Here is a 22,363-nt window from a genome sequence, read left to right as displayed (position 1 = left end):
TCTAATACGATACAAATACGAAACTCTTTCGAACATCGCCATTACCCAATTGCAACACATAGTAATAGGTTCCCGGAGTTACCATTCCCCCATTCGTTGTTGTGGCTGCCCGGTTAGCTGTTCGTCCATCCCACCATGCCCGGTCGTAACTGCCCCAAAACTGAAGATTTCCGTAATGTTCCTTTTCATACAATTTATTCCCCAGTTGATCAAAAATATACAATTTGGCATTTGGATAGTCGTTCGTGCAATAAATTTGGAAATAGTCGTGAATGTTATCTCCGTTTGGCGAGAAGGCATTCGGGATAAACAAATCGCAATCGCGCCCTTTCCAGAGGTATTCGGGATGTCCGGGATGTCCAAACGTATCGTTACTAAAATCGCCATCGCCATTCATATCTTCAAACCGGGTCAAATAACCGTCATCGTCGTCATCTTCATCGCGCCAGTCTTTTATGCCATCACCATCGAAATCCTGTATGTCCGCATTACTTGCGAGTACATTATCGGAAGGGGTACACACATTTACAAATGTATCAAACCCATCGTCCAAACCATCGCCATCAGAATCTTTACCGATAGAAACATAATCAGGTTTCCCATCCGCATTTAAATCATGCCCTTCGATGTAATCCGGAACACCATCGCCATCGGAATCGACATCCAAAAAGTCTGGGATTCCATCACCGTCAGTGTCAACTGGTACAATACTGATGCCGCCCTGTGCCGGATCGTAAGAATCGTCAATCCCATTGTGATCTTTATCTGTTCCTGAAGGTCTGTTATAACCAGGCGTACTTTGTGCTTCGATATTATCAACGACACCATCATTATCGGAGTCGATATCAAGATAATTTGGATATCCATCGCCATCGCTGTCAGTTTTCTTCCAATCGCCCCCAGCTGTCGATTCGTCAACATTTAATATTCCATCACCATCAGCATCCGGATCAAATTCGTCAACAATTCCGTCGCCGTCAGTATCCGGAACAATATGAATGGTCACAGTTGCCGGAATACTCGGATTTTTCTTTATATCAAAAATCTGGTAGCGGAAACTATCATCACCGGTACGTCCTGGATCTGCTACATATTCAAATGAACCATCCGCATGAATAGTCAATGTTCCATGCGACGGATTTTTAATAGGTGTCGTATCAATAGAAATTGGATCGTTATCCGGATCTGAGTCAACCCCGCTGCCATTATCGGTATAAACCAGATTTCCGGTTATAACACCGCAACTGGCTGTAAACTCGTCGTTCGTTGCAATTGGCGGCATGTTTGCTTTTGGTATGGTCTCTGAATATGTTTTTTGACAGCCATTGGCATCGGTAACCGACACCACATATACTCCGGCATCCAGATTTTTAATATCTTCAGTTGTAGCGCCGGCAAAACCATTGAAAGGATTAGGTTGCCAAATGGTTTGGTAAGGTCCGGTACCACCAGTAATCGTCAGATTGATTTCTCCTTTTTGCTTCGATTTTAAATCAATTTCAGTAATTGTTGCACTAACCGAAATCTGATCGGGTTGTTTAATCTCGACATTCCAATTTTCAGGCGAAGTACATCCATTGGCCTCAATCGCTAAAACGTTATAGGTATCGGCAGGCGCCATAATCGATGCCTTGCCGTTAACTACTTTTACATTGTTGAACTGACCACCAACATAAACAATGACGTAGGTTCCATCAACAACATTTGCGAATTCAAAATTCAGTTTTCCTGAATCCCCATAACAGATGCAGTCTTCCGCAGTTAAATTTGTAATATGAGGCACAGGCGGAATGTCAGGAACAGTTATGGGAGTCAGGCCTGACTCGCAATTCGTAATCATGTTTTTAACCCGTATGGAGTGAACACCAGGGGTCTGATTAGCGAAAGTCATGGAGGATTGGTAAGCCCCATTGTCGATGCTGTAATTATAGACTGATCCTATTGGCGATTTAACTTCAATCACTCCTGAAGTATCGATACATCGTGGCGCGACACTAACCACGGCAACAGGTTTGACGGGCAAAGGGTATATGGACAATGTTACCGCAGTACGAGGAGAACTGGCACAAACACCGTTTACATCTTCAGCATAATAAGTTACCGATCTCACAGCATTCAATGTAGGTGCAGCAACCACATTTCCACCAACCAATTTGTCGTACCATACAATATTTTTACCTGTAGCATCAATGGCATCGCGGGCATCAAGAATAACCAAAGGTGAACTTTCGCATGCCGATATATCGCCTTTACTTACAGGGGCAGGCGGCGTTGGAATTAAAGTAAGAGTCACCGGAGTACGGTTTTTACTTACGCATTCGCCATTTGTTGCTTCTGCAAAATAAGTTATTGTAGTTGTTGTATTTAATATTGGATTAGCAATCGCATTGCCTCCAGTGAGGGCATCGTACCAAACAATGACAACCCCTGCAGGAGGAGGAAAAATACCACTGTTGGCGTTGAGCGTTTGAATTGGAGATTTTTCACATTCAGGAGCAACAACGATAGCGATTGGATCGGCTGGCGTTACAGGGTGAGCATTAATCTTTATGCTGACCGCCGGAGTTGAAGTACACCCCATTGCATCGGTATAAAACAGGTCGTAATCACCCGCGGCCAATCCCGCGAATACACCTGTTGTATTTGTTTGTGGAAGAACTACCGGATTTGTGCCTTTTAATGTATAGGTTATACCAGCCGATGGCAAAGGAGTTAGTACCTTGATCGTTCCTGCCGGAATATCGCAATCGGGTTGAACAATTTCAACTGTTGGTGGGGTCAATGCTGGCATTTCATTTATTTTAACTGAAACACCATCTGGTGTTGGACAGGATTCTACAACAATTTTTAGGTTGTTGTATTCTCCGGGTGGCACCGATACGCTTGCCTTACCTCCTTTAACCTCGACCATCCCCAAAGAACCACCATCATATAAAATTTCATAAAAACCATCCAATACATAGGTGAAGCTTAAATCTATACTTCCATTATCACCGGCACAAAGAGGGTTTTTCCCGACAGCTGCCAAAGTGTAATCAGGGTATTTTATATAAAGCGGAATCCCATCCGACCAACATCCGTTGATTTGAATCCTTACATTATTGTAGGTTCTTACATCCACATTATCAATCTTAACGTAATTGTCAATAATGGTCAAGTCTGGAAACTTGCCGCCATCATAATAAACATCAATAAGTCCAAGACCGTTAGGCACATTTGTAAAATATATTTCGATATAAGCTTTTTCTCCAAAGCAAGGATTATTGTATGTTGGATTAAACCCAAATTTGCTCGTTGCTTTTGGAATAGAAACGCTTGCAGGTATGCTTGTTCCATCAGCATCGGTAACTGTAACATTATAAGTCCCTGCAGTTAAACCGCCTATCGTTTGTCCGGTTTGCCCATTTTCCCATTGATAGAAATATGGTGAAGTTCCTCCGGAAGCAATTGCTGTTGCAGTTGCATCACCACTACCGGGGCAGGTTTCAAGTGTATTATTTGTAGTAACAGTAAGTGGGACAACAAACGAAGTAAGAATTATCGTTTTTATTTCCTGGCAATTTGTTAAATTGTCAACAACGGTCACAGCATAACTTCCTTCAGCCAAACCTATTAAATCCTTCGAGGATGATGTAAACCCATTTGGTCCAGTCCATGAGTAACTAAAATCTCCACTACCGCCACTTACTGTAAGATTAATGCTGCCAATAGGAGTAACGCTATAATCAAGATTTACATGAGTCTCGGTGATGACTATTGGCGGATTAACCACAACATCAACTGTTGTGGTTTTGAAGCAGAAACTATTATTTGGAGTAAATGTGTACGTGGTTAAACCCTCTGTAGCCGATGAAAACGCTGGCGACCAGCTCCCCGGAATTCCTTCGATGGATTTGCCAGGCAAGGGATTCGCTGAATTTTGACAAATTGGATCAATTGGATCGAAAGTTGGAGTAACCGGATCAGTAACTTTTATTTGTATTGGTAACGGATTTGCACACTGCCCGGGGTCGGGATCAGGAGTAAAAATATAATTGTTCGTTCCGCTTGTGGTTGTTGAAATTGTTGCAGGATTCCACGTTCCTTTAATACCATTGTTCGATGTTAGGGGCAACGGAGTTGGAGATTCGCCTACGCAGAATGGACCAATGGCCGAAAATGCTGGAACAATGTTATCGGTAATGGTAATATTAACTAATGTTGGTAATGCACATTCTCCCGGATTAGGCGTAAACACATAGGAAGCATCTCCGAGTGAACTGGTCGAAATAACAGATGGGTTCCATGAACCAGTAATGTTGTCCGTTGAAATGGTTGGCAAATCCGGAGGAGTGCTGTTTTGACACAATAAATTTAAGATATTAAATTGTGGCTCACTTTTTTGTATAATCGATACTGTTACCGGCTTTATGCTTGAAGAACATTCAGCTCCAATAACAGCTTTAATGTAAAAAGTTCCATTTGAACTTACTGCATTATAATTTGCAAGCGGTGATGTTGCTGAAGCATCGTTCCAATACGAGAATGTCAGACCAGGATCGCTTCCTGCAGTAATATAAGAGGCTGCTAAATTGACCGTTGAGGGTTCACAAACTGCCAGTGGATCTTTAATCACAAGATTGGGCTGTTTGTTGATAGTAACAATTACTGGCTGTATATCCTGACAATTTACATTGTCACCAAGCTTAATGTAATAAGTTCCTGATACGATCACATGGTTAGGATTTGCCAGTGCAATTGTCGTGGCAGCATCCATCCAGTATGTCGGCTCTACTCCAATAGGTTTAGTACTTCCTACAGTTACCGATGCAGCGGTCAGATCGACCCCATCAGGTTCACATACCGCTTTCGGATTTGTAATTACTAACAAGGGTTTGGGGCTGAGCTTGATTTCAATTTCATCTTCCTGAAGGCAACCATCCTCATCATCACCCATACTCTTCGCAGTAAGCTTAAGAGTTACTTTTCCGGCCAACAGATCGCCCGGTCCAGGCGTGTAAATTGGATTTACTGCTTTCGAATCAATAAACGTTCCATCTCCGCTGGTTGTCCATTCAACTCCGGCAGCAGTTACATCAGTTACTTTGGCACCGTCCAGACTCACCAGCGTTCCAGTTTCAACACAAACCGTTTGATCGGCACCGGCATCCACAATGGGGACAGGTGTAACCTCAACGATTCCCAGCTCCTTAACCTGACAACTAAATTGAGTCAGCTTCTCTACCGACAAGGTGTAAACTCCCGGATCGAAGCTCCATGTAATTTTAATTTCACTTCCGGCACCCGATGGACTTCCGGCAGAAACGAGTAACTGACTTCCTGAAACATCAGTCAATATCCAGTTATAACTTAACACGGGCTCTCCATTTCCCTGATCAACCCGATAGGTACGCACCGCATCTTTACATACTTTGTCGATGACATACTGAGCCCTTGCTGCGGCAGGCGCAACCAGGAAGAAGGTCATCAGTAGTATGTATTTCAGCAATTTCAGCATTTTATATGTTTCGGGTTTCGGGTTACGAAATGTATTTCGTCATTGCGAACGTAGTGAAGCAAGCTCGCGATTTACAGATTGCTTCGTTCCTCGCAATGACGACCATTATTAAGTTATCTAATAAACTAAATTGTCTCATCTTTAAATTGTTTCATCTTCTTATTTTCAAATTGTCTCATTCCTCATTCCTTTTTTATCCTCAGGGTGTTTTCAGATAAATAGGCGTTTTTTCAGGCAATGGATGAACTGTCAATGTTACGGAATTTGACGGAATTGTCTGTACACCGAACTCATTACTTACCTCAATTACCGTGTATTCGGTTGTTGTATTTGGATTAACCGGTATTCGTAATGGATTACCCGCTGCCGTGATTCCCGAATGATCCTCTATCGAAATTATTCCTGTTACCAGATCCTTAGCCTGCAATTTCATACTCCACGGATCTTTGCCGCTAAACGTAACTTTCAGTTCAGCCGATTCTCCAACACAAATATCTTCAGGGCTCATCTCCAGAACCGCTTTTGGCAACGAAGGAATTACCTTAACAATTCCGACTCTCAGATTATTCGTACATCCTGTTATGTTTAAAGCATTGACTTTAAAGAAATAAGTTCCCGGTTGTTTCCACTCAACACTCACTGTTGCACCTGTATTTCCACCAACAAAATCAGCTTTACTGGTTGGACAGGAGCCTGGCACTGTTGCAAAGTTTACAGTACCATCATCGTACAATTCCCAGGAATAGGTATCACCCACGTTTTGGTCAACCACAGAAAGTGGCGTGGTTTGTCCCTGGTACACGACGGTCTGGGCCAGGACGGGTGTCCAAGCCAACAGCATCAGCAGCAGAACTGCCAGTGCCGGATAACGTGCTATGTACAAGAGCTTCTTCAATTAATTTTCAATTTTAATTTCTGTTTCTGTATGTCAGTCCGACTTCGGTGTGAGCTCTGTCGTACCCTATGTCCGTCCGCTAAAGCAGACGGCAAAAGATAATGCTTAATTCATCGTCATTGCGAGGCTGAGACACGAAGCCGCGGCAATCTATTCGCATACGGATAATTCATGTTCATCATTTCTAGTTCTTCCAACAGATTGCTTCACTACGTTCGCAATGACGTTCCGTGAAAGTGCTGTTCGCACCAACGATCCGGGGAATCACCCCATGGATCATAAATCCAGTAAGGGTGACCCCGTGATCCGGATTCGATGGGCGGGTCGCCCCGTGATCCTTTCGGGCCATATTGTTTGTTTTTCATTTTTTGTTGTTTTTAATGTAACCTACATAGCCACATAGGGCACATAGTATTTAATCAATTCTTTTACCCGTCATTGCGAGGGACGAAGCAATCCGTTCTAATTTGAGATTGCTTCACTGCGTTCGTCCGCTTACATCGGGCAGGCAATGACGCGCTGATGATGATTTCCATGTCCGTCAGCTAAAGCAGACGGCAAAGGATAATGCGTAATTCATCGTCATTGCGAGGCTGAGGCACGAAGCCGTGGCAATCTATTCGCATACCGGCAATCATGTTCATCATTTCTGGTTCTTCCAACAGATTGCTTCACTGAGTTCGCAATGACACTCCGTTGAGGGAACTCATAACTCATCATTCTTAACTTATAACTCTTATCGGCTTTCTTCCGGACAATTCAATGGATTTGCAAAAGGTTGAATTTCCGGCATCTGTCCTGTATTCATTGGCATTTCAGTTTTTAATAATTGTTGAACCACATGGGTCACATCGTATTTAATTAATTCCATTACCCGTCATTGCGAGGAGGTACGACGAAGCAATCTGTTCTTTTTTTGATGGATTGCCACAATCCCGATGGATTTTCGCATGGTCATTCTGCTTTTTGGGCATCAGGTCGCCCGAAAAAGTTAAATAACCGTTTGAAAACGTGTAAACATCGTTCGTAAACGCGAAATACTCGTTGCAAGACGTGAAATCTTCGTTGCAAGACATGAAATACTCATTGCAAGACATGAAATACTCGTCGCAAGATGTGAAATACTCGTTGCAAGACGTTAAGTAACGGTTGCAAAGGCTTAAGTAGCTCCCGCAAGACACTAAGTAACGGCTGCAAGCATTTAAGTAACGGTTGCAAAGGCTTAAGTAGTCGTTGCAAGACATTGAGAAGGCATTCGAAAGGCTGAAACAGTCGTTCGAAAGCATGAAGTGGGCGTTCGGAAGGTTAAAGGAACCGTTCGAAGCTCTTAAGTTGAAGATTGAATGTTCAATGTGAGCGTTTGAATTCATTAGTTGATGTTTTAAATGATAATGAATATTTTAAACCTTACAGTAGGAGCCGTGGCTCAGGATCAAATTCCTTTCTGTTTTTCATTTCCCACTTCCTTTTCCGATCGGGGGTTTCGTTAACTGAGTTCATCGAAGCTACAGAAGCCACCCAACCGGAAAAAGTATAGGGTTTCATGAAAAAGCAAAAATATCTATCTTTATAATTCTAAAATATAATTACGGCATAATAAACCCACCAACAACAGTGCCATTAGTAATTGTTGGACGTTCCAGAATCGTTTGAGTGACAATGTCAGCATCTGCGGCGCAAGTTGCGGAAACATCATCATTTCCTGCTTTATCTTTTCCATCAACAGCAAATGGGAATGCTTCTGCAGTCAACCCTTCCCATGTGTTATGATCAACCTCAAGTCTTAAATAAATATCTTCTGCATCAGTAGGATCAATAGTTTTTTCCGGAATAGTTATAGCAGTCCCAGGAGTTACTTCGATTTCTGTACCTCCAATAGTTGGTGACCAATACAGCTTTCCAGATTCGGCAGCATTAAGAGCAGCCAAAAGGCCACTTCCAACAGTCATATCCCAACTGCCACTGAAATTTTTGGCAGTAACTTTTACATATACACTGCTTGTGCCATAATCATAAGTAATAGTAGGAGTAGCACCAGCAGTAATTTTTGCATCAACAACAGTAGATGTACAATTATTACCAGTACCTGCAGAACCATCCGATTTAACATTAGCAAGGTCGATTTGGAACATATTCACAGGGTTGATTTTATAAGCCTTAACATTATCCACATCACAACCATCCGCCGCACTCGTAGCTACATATTTAACCGCTACATAATAATCAGTAGGAGTTGCCGCCATCGCTGCTGCAATTACAGTTGGTGACCAGTTAATAGTTGCATCTGCAGTACCTGCATTAGTTATTGTATAAGTAGTTGGTCCTGGAGCGATCGTTGTTGCAAAAGTCCCTGTTTTAACAATGTCAGTTGAAGTTGTAACAATCCATTCATAGGATTTAGCAGTACCACCACCAGCTGTTGTAATCACATAATGGTAATCCTTTCCAGCCATTGGATGTAAAGCATCATCAGCGCACTGCGCATAAGATTTGTTAGTACCAGCGAAAATTAACGCAACCGAAAACATCGTGAGAAATAAAAATTGCTTTTTCATGATTAAAAAATTTAATTGTAATAAAAAATTTGGTTTTATTGTTTTAAAAAAATGTATACTATTAAAAATGTGGCCTTTACCCCTAACAGGGTTCGAAACCCTGTCGGGGGTGGCGACTTCATCGGGCGGGTGCTTAGGAAAATAACCCGGGCTACGCGTTTGGCCTGGCGGCCCTTTCCCTTTATTAGGGATTATAAAAATACCGGATAATTTCAGTTTCGATTGAAATCGAAGTGCTGAATAATTCACTTCGGAATTTGTTTCGCGAACGATTAATTGAATTTGATTCTTCACTTGCTTTTCGATGTAGTTTTGTTCCATTTTTTATTTATTTAAGGTTAATAACTTCTTTATTGTATTTTGTTGACTCACCCCGACTGTCGCTAGCTCCAGTCAGCCCCTCTCTCACGAGAGAGGGGAAACGCACATCGCAGATGGGCTTGGGGTGAGTAAGGGTTTTATTTTTCAATTTCATTCTCTCTTCCCATTTTTAATTCATTTTTCTGACTCACCCCAACTGTCGCTAGCTCCAGTCTGCCCCTCTCTCTCGCGAGAGAGGGGAAAAGCACATCGCAGATGGGCTTGGGGTGAGTCTGTGTATTATTTTAATTTGTTCATCTTTCATTCTCTTTTTTCGACAAGCCTTTTTTCTGGCCTATTCGGTGTTATTCATTTGATTGTTGACTCACCCCACGTCCACAAGCTGACGTTCCCCCTCTCTCGCGAGAGAGGGGAAAAGCACATCGCAGATGAGCGCGGGGTGAGTAATGGTTATAATCGTAAAACATATGCTCTAATCTTCTCTAACGCTGTTGAAATGTCTTTAACTTCCTCATTCCTAATTCTCAAAACATTTAAGCTAAGACTTTCCAGAATTTTTTCCCGATGTTCATCTTCTTCTTTCTGAAATTCGTGAATCAGACCATCGACCTCAACTACCAGCTTCTTTTCGTAACACATAAAATCAACTATAAAATATCTTGGCTGGTTATCTATTACCTGATAAATAATCGGATGCTGCCGAACAAACTTCAATCCCATAAACTTTCGGTTTCGAAGTTCTTTCCATAGCACTTGCTCTGCTTCAGTCATATTCTGCCGAAGCTCTCTTGCTCTGCTTACCGGTGTTGGATTATCGCTCATAACTTGATGTTTTATTTATCTTCTTTTTTGTTGACTCACCCCGACTGTCGCTAGCTCCAGTCTGCCCCTCTCTCGCGAGAGAGGGGAGAAGCACATCGCAGATGGGCTTGGGGTGAGTGCCAGTTATATTGTTTCAATTTTATTCTCTCTTTTCACTTTTAATCCGTTTCCCTGACTCACCCCGATGTCAGCTCGCTGACATCCGCCCCTCTCTCTCGAGAGAGGGGCAAAGCACATCGCAGATGGGCTTGGGGTGAGTACTGATTATATTGTTTCATCTGTCTTTTTTCTTTTATATATTATGGCATTTTTATAATGTTGGGTCGTGGGCTAATAATGATGCTCCGTGATTGTTCCGGCGACATATTTCCGGGAGGTCCGGTGCAATCCTCCAACCAATAGCTTATTTGATGAATGACATCTGTAAAAGTCACCCCATCGCCAGGCAGTCGAAAATCATCATGTTTCGAAGGCTGGTCAGTTCCGGTAATGGGAGCATAGCTTATCTTGGCCGGCGCTGGGTTTAAAGGATCTGGAGTATCGGCAATGTCAATACGCCAATGCAATATAAGTGAACCCACCGGACAGCAGTTATCTTCAAAATTGTTCGCACCAATAGCCGGATCGAGGTCGAAAATGGTACTCCCTTTAGTGAACTGATAATATTCTGGACGTGGAGTAGTTAGATCGTTGTACTCGGGATAACCAGGCGGTACGGCTGTAGGTGTTGGGTTGTAAACCGCACTTTGTATAGTACTTACACAATAAGGTAACGGAGTAACAGGCAGCGTAAATGTTGGCGGTTGATTGTCGGTAACAGTTGTAGTAATTGTCGCACTATTATTTGTCAAATCATCGTCGTTGGTATCGCTTGTAACTGTAGCCGTATTTCCTATAGCAGCACACTGTGTAATCGGAACTGCACCCCTGATGTAAATGGTAGCCGAACCTCCGCTAGCAATATTACCCGCATCGTAAGGTGTTACCCACGGTTTCCAGGGTTCATTTACCAAATCGGTTGTAAACTCAGGAGATGGTAAAACGGCAACAACGTCGGCAATTTTAACAGCTGTTGCTTCAGACGGACCTGCATTTGTAACGGTTATCGTATAAACAAGCTGATCGCCTGTATTTACCGGGGAAGGATTGACCGTTTTGGTGATGGCTAAATCGGCACCGCCGCCAGTCACAACCACATCAAACGTACAGGTTAATACATTATTTGCCACATCTACGGCCTTATACTCAACAGTAGTGGTTCCTACATTAAATGTATAAGGTGAAGGAACAACACCCAAATTCGCTGTAGCAGAAACAGTCGCGCCACTCATTGTCCAACTGAGTATCTGGCAATCAGGATCGTAAATGGGGTCATCAAGAATAACATCAGCCGTTGTTTCACCTGCAGCAGCCTGAACCGCCTCAGGATCCATTGGGCAAAACAGATCAGGAGGTTCGGGCTGCGTTACCAAAACAAAATCAGAGGTTATGTTACAGCCATTGGCATCGGTAACTGTAAACAAGTAAATTCCAACTTTTAACCCAACAGCGGTTTTTGTAGTTTGGTTTCCGGTGGCTGCATCCCACTGGTAAACGTAAGGTTCAGTTCCGCCTTCAGCATTTACGGTTGCTGTTCCGTCGTTGCCTCCATAACACGTTGGCGGCGTAAATGAAGCAGGTGAAACCACCAATGGAGTTGGTTCAACTACAACGATTGATTTGGTGTCGGTACAGTTGTTGGCATCGGTTACCGTTACCGTATAAGTTCCATCGGCAAGATCCGTAGCTTTAGCGGTAGTTTGACCATCGCTCCATAAATAGGTATAAGGGGCCGTACCGTTAGTAACCGAGGCTGTTGCGGAACCATCGCTATATCCGGCACAAAGTGGATTAGCAACAACTACCGTCAGTTCAGGGGAACGATGAATTGTGATAACCATATCGTCGCTAACAGGTACGCATGGCCCGGTAGGATCGTCGGTAGTGAGCGTGAGGGTAACTGAACCCGCTGTAATATCGTTAGTTCCAATGGTATATACCGCAGTCATTGAATGAATATCGTCAAATGTGCCATCACCACTGGTAGTCCAGGTTCCACTGGTTGCTGAACCTCCAACAGAACCATTTAAAGTGAACACACTCGTAGCCGAACAGCCATAAAGTTGATCGGGACCGGCATTCACTGTAGGCGCCGGATAAACAACCACATCAACCGTTTTAGGAGCAATAGCACAACCATACCAGTCACTAACGGTTAATGTATATGTTCCTGAGTAAGCTATAGTCGCGTTCGGTATCACTGGAATCGAATCGTGTGATGTATAGCCATTTGGACCTGACCAGGAAAAGAGAATCGGTTCTTTACCTCCAGTTACATTGGCATGAAGGTTAATGGATTCGCCAGCACAAACATCACCGCCTTTTGATGGACTAATAGCTGCCGGAGAAGGATCAAGTATCCCAAAAGAAATATCGTCTATCCCAAAATCGTTACCCGCAGCTTCCGCATTTAATTGTTTAATCGTTATTTTAGCTGTAGTGTTACTGCCCGAGTTCCATACACCATAAAAACGATCTTTGTCTAACCACGGATTGTTTTGACTGCTACCGGTGATACCTTTGCCTAGTTGAGCGATTGTACTAGTACTATTGTCATCATTGATAAAAAATTGTAATCTTGGCCAATATGTGCTGTTAGGGCCAACATCATTTAAATTTATGGCCCAAGCTGAAAAATAATAATTAGTATTGGGGGCTACTGTTACAGTCTCTTCCCACACTCTTAACGTATTACCGACTCCATTTACAATTAAAAAATTGTTTGGAGCATTCCCATCGTGAACGGTATGGTCCCATCCCCAAAAGTTCGTATGGTAATCATGAGCATCAGAACCAACAGCAAAAAAACCTTCACCCCCTGTATAAGTAATTCCATTGACGACTCTAGTTCCTGAACTTAGATTAGCCCTTGGCAAATAATCAGTTATAAATCCGGCAGTTCCTGAATTAAAACTTCCGTTGACAACATATTCGTTCGACACATTGATCGAAGCAGTGCCAGAACAACCATGTGCATCAGTTACATTTACAGTGTAAATACCAGCGATGTCAATGTCAATGTATTGTTTTCCATTGGTTTCGCCCAGCGGTAGTGGCGACCAGCTATAAGTTGAAAATGCCCCGGTTGTTAACCGTATTTTTGGTGAAGCCACACAATAGTCTGCATGTATGGTGGCATCAGGCGTTGGGTAAACGTTTACCGTTGTTGAGGCGCTTCCACTGCAACCTGTATTAGTATCCGTATAAGTTACTGTGTAAGTTGTTGTTTCGGCTGGCGAGACACCAGTTGGGTCCTTTAGTGTTGAAGTCCAGGAAGAGGTGCTCGATGTCCATAAGATGGCAGGAGTAACCTGAAGCACACCAGTTATTGAAACATTGTCAATCGCCCACCAGTAATCATCATCCGCCTGATGTCTAAAACGAATATAAACTGATGGATGTCCAACAGGAATGGGGACAACTGCCTGAACGAATCCATCAGTTGTACCATAATCGCTATTATCAAAGGTTTGTAGATTAGTCCAAGTAGCCCCATTGGTTGACCAATCTACGAATGCTTTTGATTTATTGCCATCGCTGTAGTGGTGCCAAAATGTTAAAGTAACACTCGTATACCCATTCGTACTGAATTTAGGCGTGACTAATCGTGAATCTGTACCACCTCCATCAGCATGGTTATTGGACAAATAGAACGTACTATTGTCGTTGGAGTGAAATACATTATGAATCGTTTCCGTCCATTTTGGTTTTTTATGATCAATATACAAGATGTAGTCGTATCCATCTATTTGAGAAGTCCATGCAGCTTCTCCAGTTGTGGGAGTTATTATCCAGCCACTAGGTGTCCCGTTAAAATTTTCAGTTAAAATTGTTGTTGGAAGCCCTGAGGAAATATTAGAACCGGAGAAAAGGTCTACTTTAGTTCCTGGACAAATATTATATTCTGACGCGCTGGCAGTTACTATTGGGGCAGGTATAACAGACACAATAACCTGATAATCTAATGGATTAGTACACCCATTGGAACTTAAGGAATAATGATAAATAACAGAAATTGCACTGGTTGAATTATTATATAGTATTTCATTTGGATTTCCTGTTCCTGACTTGGCACTATTGCCATAACCATCTGCAGCACGCGTCCATGAGAAAGAAGTTCCAGGATTAATATTACTGGTAGGAGTATAGCTAAATGTTGTTCCACTGCAGATGGTGGCCGGTGTTAGTGTGCTCATTAAAACTGGAGATTGGGTAACCATCACCTTTACATACTGAACATTGGTACATTCATTAGCTGTTAATGTGTATGTATAAACAACCTCTATCGGGCTGGTTGTGGTATTTACAAGAGTTTCATCAGGATAGATGTTATCTCCCTCTTCTCGGGGATTGCTAATACCCAGAACCACTTCGCGAACCCAATGGAAATCAGTATTCAGTAGTGAACTTATATGAGTATAATTAAACGAGGTATTGCTGCAAATACCCGGAGGTGTTAAGGTGCTTGTTAAAACAGGTTTTGGGTTTACAGTTACGGTAGCAGTTCCTGTTTGCGGATAAGCACATCCGGTAGAGCCAGCTACACTAACCAACTGATAAACAAAAGTTCCGGCAACATTGGTTGGCGCCGTCACGGTTGCCGTACTTCCTGAATTGGCAACGACCTGCTGGTTTGCACCACCATTAATCGTATAGGTAAAGGTATAAGGAGCAGTACCCCCGCTTGCAGTAAACGTAATTGAGGGAGCAGGGCTATCATCCTGGCATACCGTTGTTGTTCCGGCAATAATTGCAGAAACAGCAGGATGTACATTCACAGTCAAATTAATAGTGGCACCTTCACAAGTCCCCGTTGATGCAGTAACCTGATAGACAACCGTTCCGGATGTGGGAGCATTGTTAAGTAACGTTTGGTTAAGCAGGTTTCCTGTTCCGCTACCTGCACCTGAGATTGTTCCGGTCATACTATACACATCCCAGCTAAACGTAGCCCCGGGAGTTGTACTGCTTATACTAATGTTTGTGCTTTCCCCCGAGCAAATGGTTCGTGCACTAGCCGATAAATGAATGTTTGGTCTTGGGTTAACTGCGACATTAAAAGTAACTGGCGTACCGGTACACCCATTGGCTCTGGGCGTGATGGTTATCGTGGCCGAACCTGTAGTTGCCGCATACGAAGGAATTTGAGTAACTCCAGTTTTATTGGTCAAGCCAATAGTAGCTCCCCCGCTAATATCAAAAACGACACCAGAAGGCACTCCTACTAAAGGGATCGCAAGAGTTGTTTCTCCCATGCAATAGGTCTTATCAGGTGGGGCTGTGACAGTTGGTAATGGGTAAACAGTTACTGTTACCGAAAAACTTGCTCCGAAACAACCGCCCGATGTTGGAATCACCGAGTAAACAACATTGATGTTTGAATTAGTTGTATTAGTCAATGTGCCACTGATACTGGCAGCATCAATTCCGGCAACTGCTCCGGTAATACCAGCTACTGTTGGCGCAGCCCAACTATAGGTCGTTCCGGTGGGGACTATTCCATCTGTTCCATTGACTGGTGTTGTAGTAAATGTTCCACCACTACAAATAGTCGCCAGTGTAATGTTGTTGATCGCGGGCTTCGGGTTAACAGGCACTGTTACCGTAAAAGTTGAACCTGCACAACTGCCTGATATTGGTGTTACGGTATAAACAACATTAATCAGAGCATTGGTTGTATTGGTCAATGTGCCGCTGATGCTGGCAGCATTAGTTCCGGCAACAGTTCCGGTAATACCAGCTACTGCTGGGGCAGCCCAACTATAGGTCGTTCCTGCTGGGACTATTCCGTCGGTGCCATTGGCAGGCGTTACAGTAAATGCTCCGCCGCTGCAAATAGCTGCCAGTGTAATGTTGTTGATCGCGGGCTTCGGGTTAACAGGCACTGTTACCGTAAAAGTTGAACCTGCACAACTGCCCGACGTTGGCGTTACGGTATAAACAACATTAATCGGTGCATTGGTTGTATTGGTCAATGTGCCGCTGATACTGGCAGCATTAGTTCCGGCTACGGCACCCGTAATGCCTGTAACCGTTGGGGCAATCCAGGTGTAAGTTGTTCCTACAGGAACTATTCCGTCAGCACCATTGGCAGGCGTTACGGTAAATGCTCCGCCACTGCAAATGGCTGCCAGTGTAATGTTGTTGATCACTGGCAACGGGTTGACGGTAACTGTAGTTGCATCCGTTGCTGTAAATCCGTTTCCATCGGTTACCGTGATAGTAAAGGTATAAGTACCTGCAATGGTTGGTGTTATTGTAAGGTCTTGGGTAGAACCAGTGAATCCGGCAGGATTGGACGACCACGAATAGGAAGCTAAAGCTGGTGGATCAGCCGTGGTAGTTGTTGATAAAGTTACTGCCGAGTTGTTGCAAATAACTTCAGGATCAGCATTTGTAATCGTTATGGTTGGTGCATCCAAAGCCGTAAATTCCAAACTAGTTACATTGCTGCTAAAAGAAATCACATTGCCAGCAATGGTTGCCCCAGGTATTTTTGTCCATGTTGGAGATAGATAACTTGCAGCGGTAAGATGAGCTGGTGTGTTATGCAAATCGGAAGACAAATAAGTGGCATTAACAGTATAGATTGGGCTGGTAATTCCGCTGGTGGTTAAGGTCCAGTAACGATTTAAATAATTGGCAACATTGTCGTTATCTGGATATTTCGTATCAAAAGTTTTTATCTCGATATATGCTCCAGCTGCAATTGCACCACTGCCACCGGTAAGATTTACTGTAACCGGGATTGCCGTTCCGCTGGCATCAGTAATAGGGAAAGTATAAGTGCCGGTTGCAGAAACAGGTATTTGAATTGAATTTCCATTTAAAAATAATTTGCTGGCACCATTAAGGGTAAGTGGATTTCCCAAGATTAAAGTACTTCCTAATGCAATGTTAGCATTGCCGTTTGTTTTCAAGTTATAAAGGGGGATTTCACTTATTATATTATACGTTTCACCTGAAGGAGAACCGTTTCCAAACTGAAAAGTTCCTCCTGAAATATTTTTTGTCCCGGTTCCATTAAGTAGCCCAAGGTCTAATTCTGTTGTGGCAGTGCTGGCATTCTGAAATATTATTGTACCTCCATTAAAATTAAAAGTTCCGGCTGAAGTTACGTTTAAAGAGCCCACATTGCTTAAGGCATTTCCCTTTGTACTCAATGTAACTGTACCCGAAGAAATGGTAATTCCCGAGGTATAACTTGTTCCAAAAACAGTTCCGGAAGCCGAATTGTGTAAACGCCCTGCTATATTAACTGTTCCACCACCTTCTACAATAAAGGCTCCATCTGTGTTGGTTTCAACACTGTTTCCTGTAGAATTGCCAAAATTGGCTGTTCCAGAATTAATTCTAATCAACCCTTTGTTGTTAATCGTGAAGTCCTGGGTTACCAATTTTCCTCCTGAATTAACTTCCAAACCTGCAGATTTGGGGATTGTATTATGTATTGGATTTACAGTTGGTTCATTCAGCGCTGTAATTGTGGTTGTTCCCCCGTTAATCTTTAATAATCCATTAATTAACTGCAGATCATTGATTGTTAAATCTGAATTTACAATAATGTTTGAATTAACATTTGATCCTGAATTAATAACAAGGATTCCAAATGTTGTGGCACCATTAATCGTGGATCCGGTGTTTGAGAAAGAAACAATTCCTGTTCCTGCATTATATGTTCCATTGTTGGTCCAGTCTCCGGTAACCGTTAAAGTATTTGTACCACTATGGTTTAAAGTTCCTCCGGCTCCAATCGTGATATTTTTACAAGAAGAATCAGCATTAACAGTTACTGTATAACTAGCTGTATTGACGTCGTCAGCGGAGGTCGGTGGCCCTGAATTTCCCCAGGTTGCAGGATCATTCCAGTTTCCATTTTGAGTAGCTGTATAAACAGCCATTGCCGATTTTAATTTCAACTCCTCTTTAACCGGACTTTCAGCAATTACTTCTGGCTGTGATGTAATGGACTCACCTTCCACAACAATCTGTTGTTCTGCTTTGCCAACATTTCCAGAGACATCCGAAATCTCATAAGTCCGCGAAATGGTATATGGACAATTCGTTTTGCTTTGAACTTGGCTTATCAGTTTAAAACTGGCTGGTTTAAGGGTACAATTGTCAGTAGCCGAACCACCTGCATTGGTAAACTCCTGGAATGTGGCATACGCTGCCGGGATCGTCTCGCCGCACTGAATTGTAATTTTAGCCGGGGCTGTAAGTTCGGGAGCGATCAGATCGAATGGAATTACTGGTAATGAGCCGATCGGAGTATTGGTAACATCAGCATCTGAAGTGTTTACCGCATGAATCGTACAAGCGCTAAAAGCGGTCAGTTGACTCAGTATTGTGTTGGCATTGATCAGGAAAGTACTTCCGACAGGTGTAGCTTCGGTTCCCAACTGAATGGTTCCACCTTTTATCGATTTAAATCCACTACCATCTAAAATCTGAATATCGTTGGAAGGAATAGGATTAGAATTTGGAAATGCCAGGGTAATCAGCGGAACTCCATACATTTCAAATCGGGCATCGGCAGAAATATGAATTGTAGGTTCAACATTTGCCAAATTTCTCCTGGGTGCCAGGTTAATTTTTCCTCCGGAAACGCTACCAGCGCCACCATCAATTTTTAATTTACCCGAAATATTCAGGATTCCTCCGGACATTTTAAATTGCCCGTCATTCAGGATTTCCAACGAGTTCGATCCGGAAATTCCAACAGAATACGTTCCGTTCGCAATTTTCAGTTCGCCCAGTACTGTAACAGTGCCATTCATCGCAATTACAGTTGCATTCTGGTTTCCCAGCCAAAAACCACCCGTCGCCGGAATCGTATAATTTCCATCGGTGTTAAATACCGGATTACTGAAGTTCCTTGACCCGATAATGTTAAAAGTTCCGTTAACGATAGATAAAAATCCACTTGCACCTGAATCTCCATTTGACAAAACCTGAAAAGTATTTCCAGGCATAAACGAAAGTACCGATGCTGCAGAAGTTCCTTTATTCAGCATTAAACCATTGGTTTTTCGCAAATTGGTCAAAACCGCATCACTACAGCTAAAGATTGCATTACCCGAACCCGTAAAAATAATTTCGACACCCGTTTCATTTAAATTGGAACTAAAATCGATTGTTCCATTGTTAATAATACTGCTCTGGGCAATTAACTGATGCGTTTTTACAGTTCCTGAAGGGGCGCTCCGGAATATACCTTTAGCATTTACGGTGATGATGTTATTCGCAGTTAAGACCTGAGGTGTCAACTCATTAAATTGCAGCGTTCCCGAAACAGTTAAAGTTCCTACGGTAATATCAGAATCAATAATAACCATAGCTCCCGAAACGATGGTCACATCATCACCAGCAACAGGAACAGTTCTTCCAACCCAAGTTGCCGGGTTACTCCAGGCACCACCGGTTCCGGTTGAAATAATGGTTGCTGCATCGAGATTCGAAAAAGAAAAAACCACAAAAATTCCCAACAGGAAGCCCGTTTTTTGAACTGATCCGGATAAAAGAGCACGAAAATCCGGACGACTGGATTTGCGATCAGGTGTAAAACCTTGAGGATAAATAACGGAGAAAAGACAGGGCCCTGTTGAGGAATTTGGAAATTGCCCTTTTAATATGACATTATATTTTTTGTATATTGAAGATGCAAGCTGTTCGAAAAACAGGCAACAGGTGTGTAGCCACGAGGTATGTCGATTATTCAGCAGAGCATAGCAGATTAGCATCCACAATGCAACAACAAAAAATAATCCCGGCTCACCAGAACTTATTTTGTTAAAAATAAACATATATAATTGCAAATCCAGTCAAAATACAAACTCACCGATCAGCCAGTAAAAAGAATATCAATCGATTAACCAACTGACAAGCTTAATCATTCAAACATGTACTCTTTCAGATATTCAACGAATCATTGATTGCTCGACTATCTCAAAGACCGTTTTACCGGTTCCCTTTCCCTTTTTCGCGAGTCGTTTCTTAATGTAGATTGTTGCAATTCGGCTTAAAGATATAAAAATTAAGAATTTTTAACCAAAAAACCTCAAGCCCGAAACAACAATACGACGAATTCCTCGTTGGGGAAGGCCAGACAAGTAAATATAATTCATTTTTTCGTAAAAACCAGAATGAAATAAGAATTTTACAACGCTTATTTTCAGACAATTACAATCAAATAAATCGCGTAAAATTAGAATAATATAATTTCCGATGTCTTATTTAGAATAAATTCAAATTACTTGACACTGTTAATTCCAAACAACGATGAAATAGGTATGATTTACTTTGCGCTCTGCAAGAATAGAAACGCCCAGGAATCTTCCTTTTTAGATCTATTTCCATATGGGCAATTCCGTTCTAACTAGTTTAAATTCGTCATTTATGCGTTGAGCAATTAAGAAAGAACCTCTTCACTTCATGATAAAAACCATTTTCATTTTAACTAAAAATAAACCAAATTTATGCCGCATTCATAGATACCAACTAAATCAAAAAATAATGGGTTCAAACAGAAGAGAGTTCCTCCGGAACAGCCTCATGGGCGCCGGATTAATAGCCACTGGATTTACCAGTCAGGCGGCATCTTTCAGGAATGAGGTAGTTTCAAAACAAAAAGGGCAAAACAGTGCTCAACGTTTTAACATGTCGGGTTATGCTGCCCCAAAACTCGACAAGGTACGCATTGGATTTGTCGGGTTAGGTATGCGCGGGCCAGGCGCCGTTGAGCGGATGTCGTACATCGACGGGGTTGAAATTGTAGCTTTGTGCGATCAATACCCTGACCGGGTTGAAGCGATGCAAAAATTGCTCGAAAAACAGGGCTTACCTCAGGCAAAATCATACTCCGGAAGCAAAGATGCATGGAAAGCCATGTGCGAAAATCCGGATATTGATCTGATTTACATTACCACACCCTGGTCATGGCATACACCAATGGCTGTTTATGCTATGGAGCATGGCAAACACGCAGCCACAGAGGTTCCGGCAGCTGTTACCATCGACGAATGCTGGCAACTGGTTGAAACTTCGGAACGCACGAAAAAGCATTGCATGATGCTGGAGAATTGCTGCTACGATTTCTTCGAATTACTGACATTGAACATGGCTCGTCAAGGTTATTTTGGTGAAATTATTCACGGGGAAGGCGCTTACATCCACAACCTGTTAGGCCTGAATTTCGATAAAAAAGGTTATGCCGAAATGTGGCGCTTGAAAGAAAACCAACACCGCAACGGAAACCTATACCCCACGCACGGATTGGGCCCGATTTGCCAGGTGATGAATATTAATCGCGGCGACCAAATGGAATACCTAACCTCCATGTCGTCAGCCGATTTCCAGATGGCAGCACATGCCAAAGAACTGGCAGCCAGCGACAATTTCTTTAACGAGTTTACAACCGATCATTACCGCGGAAACATGAATACAACCACGGTACGCACAGCCAATGGCCGAACCATCATGATTCAGCACGATGTTACCAGTCCAAGGGTATATTCAAGACTTCATCTGGTAAGCGGCACCAAAGGCATGGCCAGTAAATATCCTGATGCACGCATTGCAACCAGCCACGAATGGTTGAAAGAGGACGAAATGAAAAAACTGGAAGAACAATACACGCCCGAAATTGTGAAACGAATTGGCGAAATGGCCAAAAAGGTAGGCGGACATGGCGGCATGGACTTTATGATGGACTGGCGCCTGATCGACTGTTTGCGAAATGGCCTTCCACTCGATCAAAATGTATATGATGCAGCTTTGTGGAGCGCCATTGCACCACTCAGCGAAAAATCGGTAGCCAACCGCTCCAACTCGGTTGATATTCCTGACTTTACCAATGGCGCTTGGAAAACCAACGCACCTGTAGAACTGACGCTAAAAGGCGGCGGAACCACCGGCGTGAGAGAAAAAAAGGAGAATGATTCGAAACAGCTAAATGTAAAATAGAACAACACAATAAAGTGATTTTAGCCCTGATTGGTTTTGGTACTGGTCAGGGCTTTTTGTTTAATTATCCATTCATATTTTGCCAAAAAATTTTAAGGTGTGCGTACAGATCCTGAAACAAGTTCAGGATGACGCACCTGATCATGGTTTGTGCTGTTCAAAGCGTCATGCCGAACTTGTTTCGGCATCCCAAGTATGTGGTACGAAAAC

At 42.8% G+C, this 22,363-nt stretch carries 8 protein-coding genes; 1 reads left to right on the top strand and 7 read right to left on the bottom strand.

The features are described from left to right. Position 1: 1 nt before the first annotated feature. From AQPE_RS13435 to AQPE_RS13405, 7 genes are all read right to left on the bottom strand, one after another. Positions 2-5,497 carry an Ig-like domain-containing protein gene (locus tag AQPE_RS13435; RefSeq protein ID WP_318347016.1) on the bottom strand — a complete coding sequence of 1,832 codons (5,496 nt, stop codon included), beginning with the start codon at positions 5,495-5,497 and terminating at the stop codon, positions 2-4. Positions 5,498-5,696: 199 nt separating this feature from the next. Beyond that, a complete protein-coding gene (locus AQPE_RS13430; RefSeq protein ID WP_318347015.1) occupies positions 5,697-6,392 on the bottom strand; it encodes a hypothetical protein in 696 nt (231 codons plus the stop codon). A 736-nt stretch (positions 6,393-7,128) separates the two neighbouring features. Further along, positions 7,129-7,263 carry a hypothetical protein gene (locus tag AQPE_RS13425; RefSeq protein WP_318347014.1) on the bottom strand — a complete coding sequence of 45 codons (135 nt, stop codon included), beginning with the start codon at positions 7,261-7,263 and terminating at the stop codon, positions 7,129-7,131. Then, positions 7,250-7,762, bottom strand: coding sequence for a hypothetical protein (locus AQPE_RS13420; protein ID WP_318347013.1), 513 nt, complete (start codon positions 7,760-7,762; stop codon positions 7,250-7,252). Before AQPE_RS13420 ends, AQPE_RS13425 begins: the two co-directional genes overlap by 14 nt. Before the next feature lie 216 nt (positions 7,763-7,978). Next, positions 7,979-9,268 carry a hypothetical protein gene (locus AQPE_RS13415; protein WP_318347012.1) on the bottom strand — a complete coding sequence of 430 codons (1,290 nt, stop codon included), beginning with the start codon at positions 9,266-9,268 and terminating at the stop codon, positions 7,979-7,981. Between the two features lie 450 nt (positions 9,269-9,718). Next, on the bottom strand, positions 9,719-10,090 hold the full coding sequence (locus AQPE_RS13410) for an endonuclease domain-containing protein (protein WP_318347011.1): 372 nt from the start codon (positions 10,088-10,090) through the stop codon (positions 9,719-9,721). Between the two features lie 299 nt (positions 10,091-10,389). Beyond that, positions 10,390-19,995, bottom strand: a complete 9,606-nt coding sequence (locus AQPE_RS13405; RefSeq protein ID WP_318347010.1) for a PKD-like domain-containing protein — start codon at positions 19,993-19,995, stop codon at positions 10,390-10,392. Positions 19,996-20,704: 709 nt separating this feature from the next. On the opposite strand from AQPE_RS13405, the gene AQPE_RS13400 reads away from it, so the two are divergent. After that, a complete protein-coding gene (locus AQPE_RS13400; protein ID WP_318347009.1) occupies positions 20,705-22,153 on the top strand; it encodes a Gfo/Idh/MocA family protein in 1,449 nt (482 codons plus the stop codon). The last annotated feature ends 210 nt before the right edge of the window (positions 22,154-22,363 follow it).

The sequence above is a fragment of the Aquipluma nitroreducens genome, assembly GCF_009689585.1.
Taxonomy (GTDB): domain Bacteria; phylum Bacteroidota; class Bacteroidia; order Bacteroidales; family Prolixibacteraceae; genus Aquipluma; species Aquipluma nitroreducens.
Note: the sequence above shows the minus strand (reverse complement) of the source record. Positions and strands in the feature narration are given on the sequence as shown.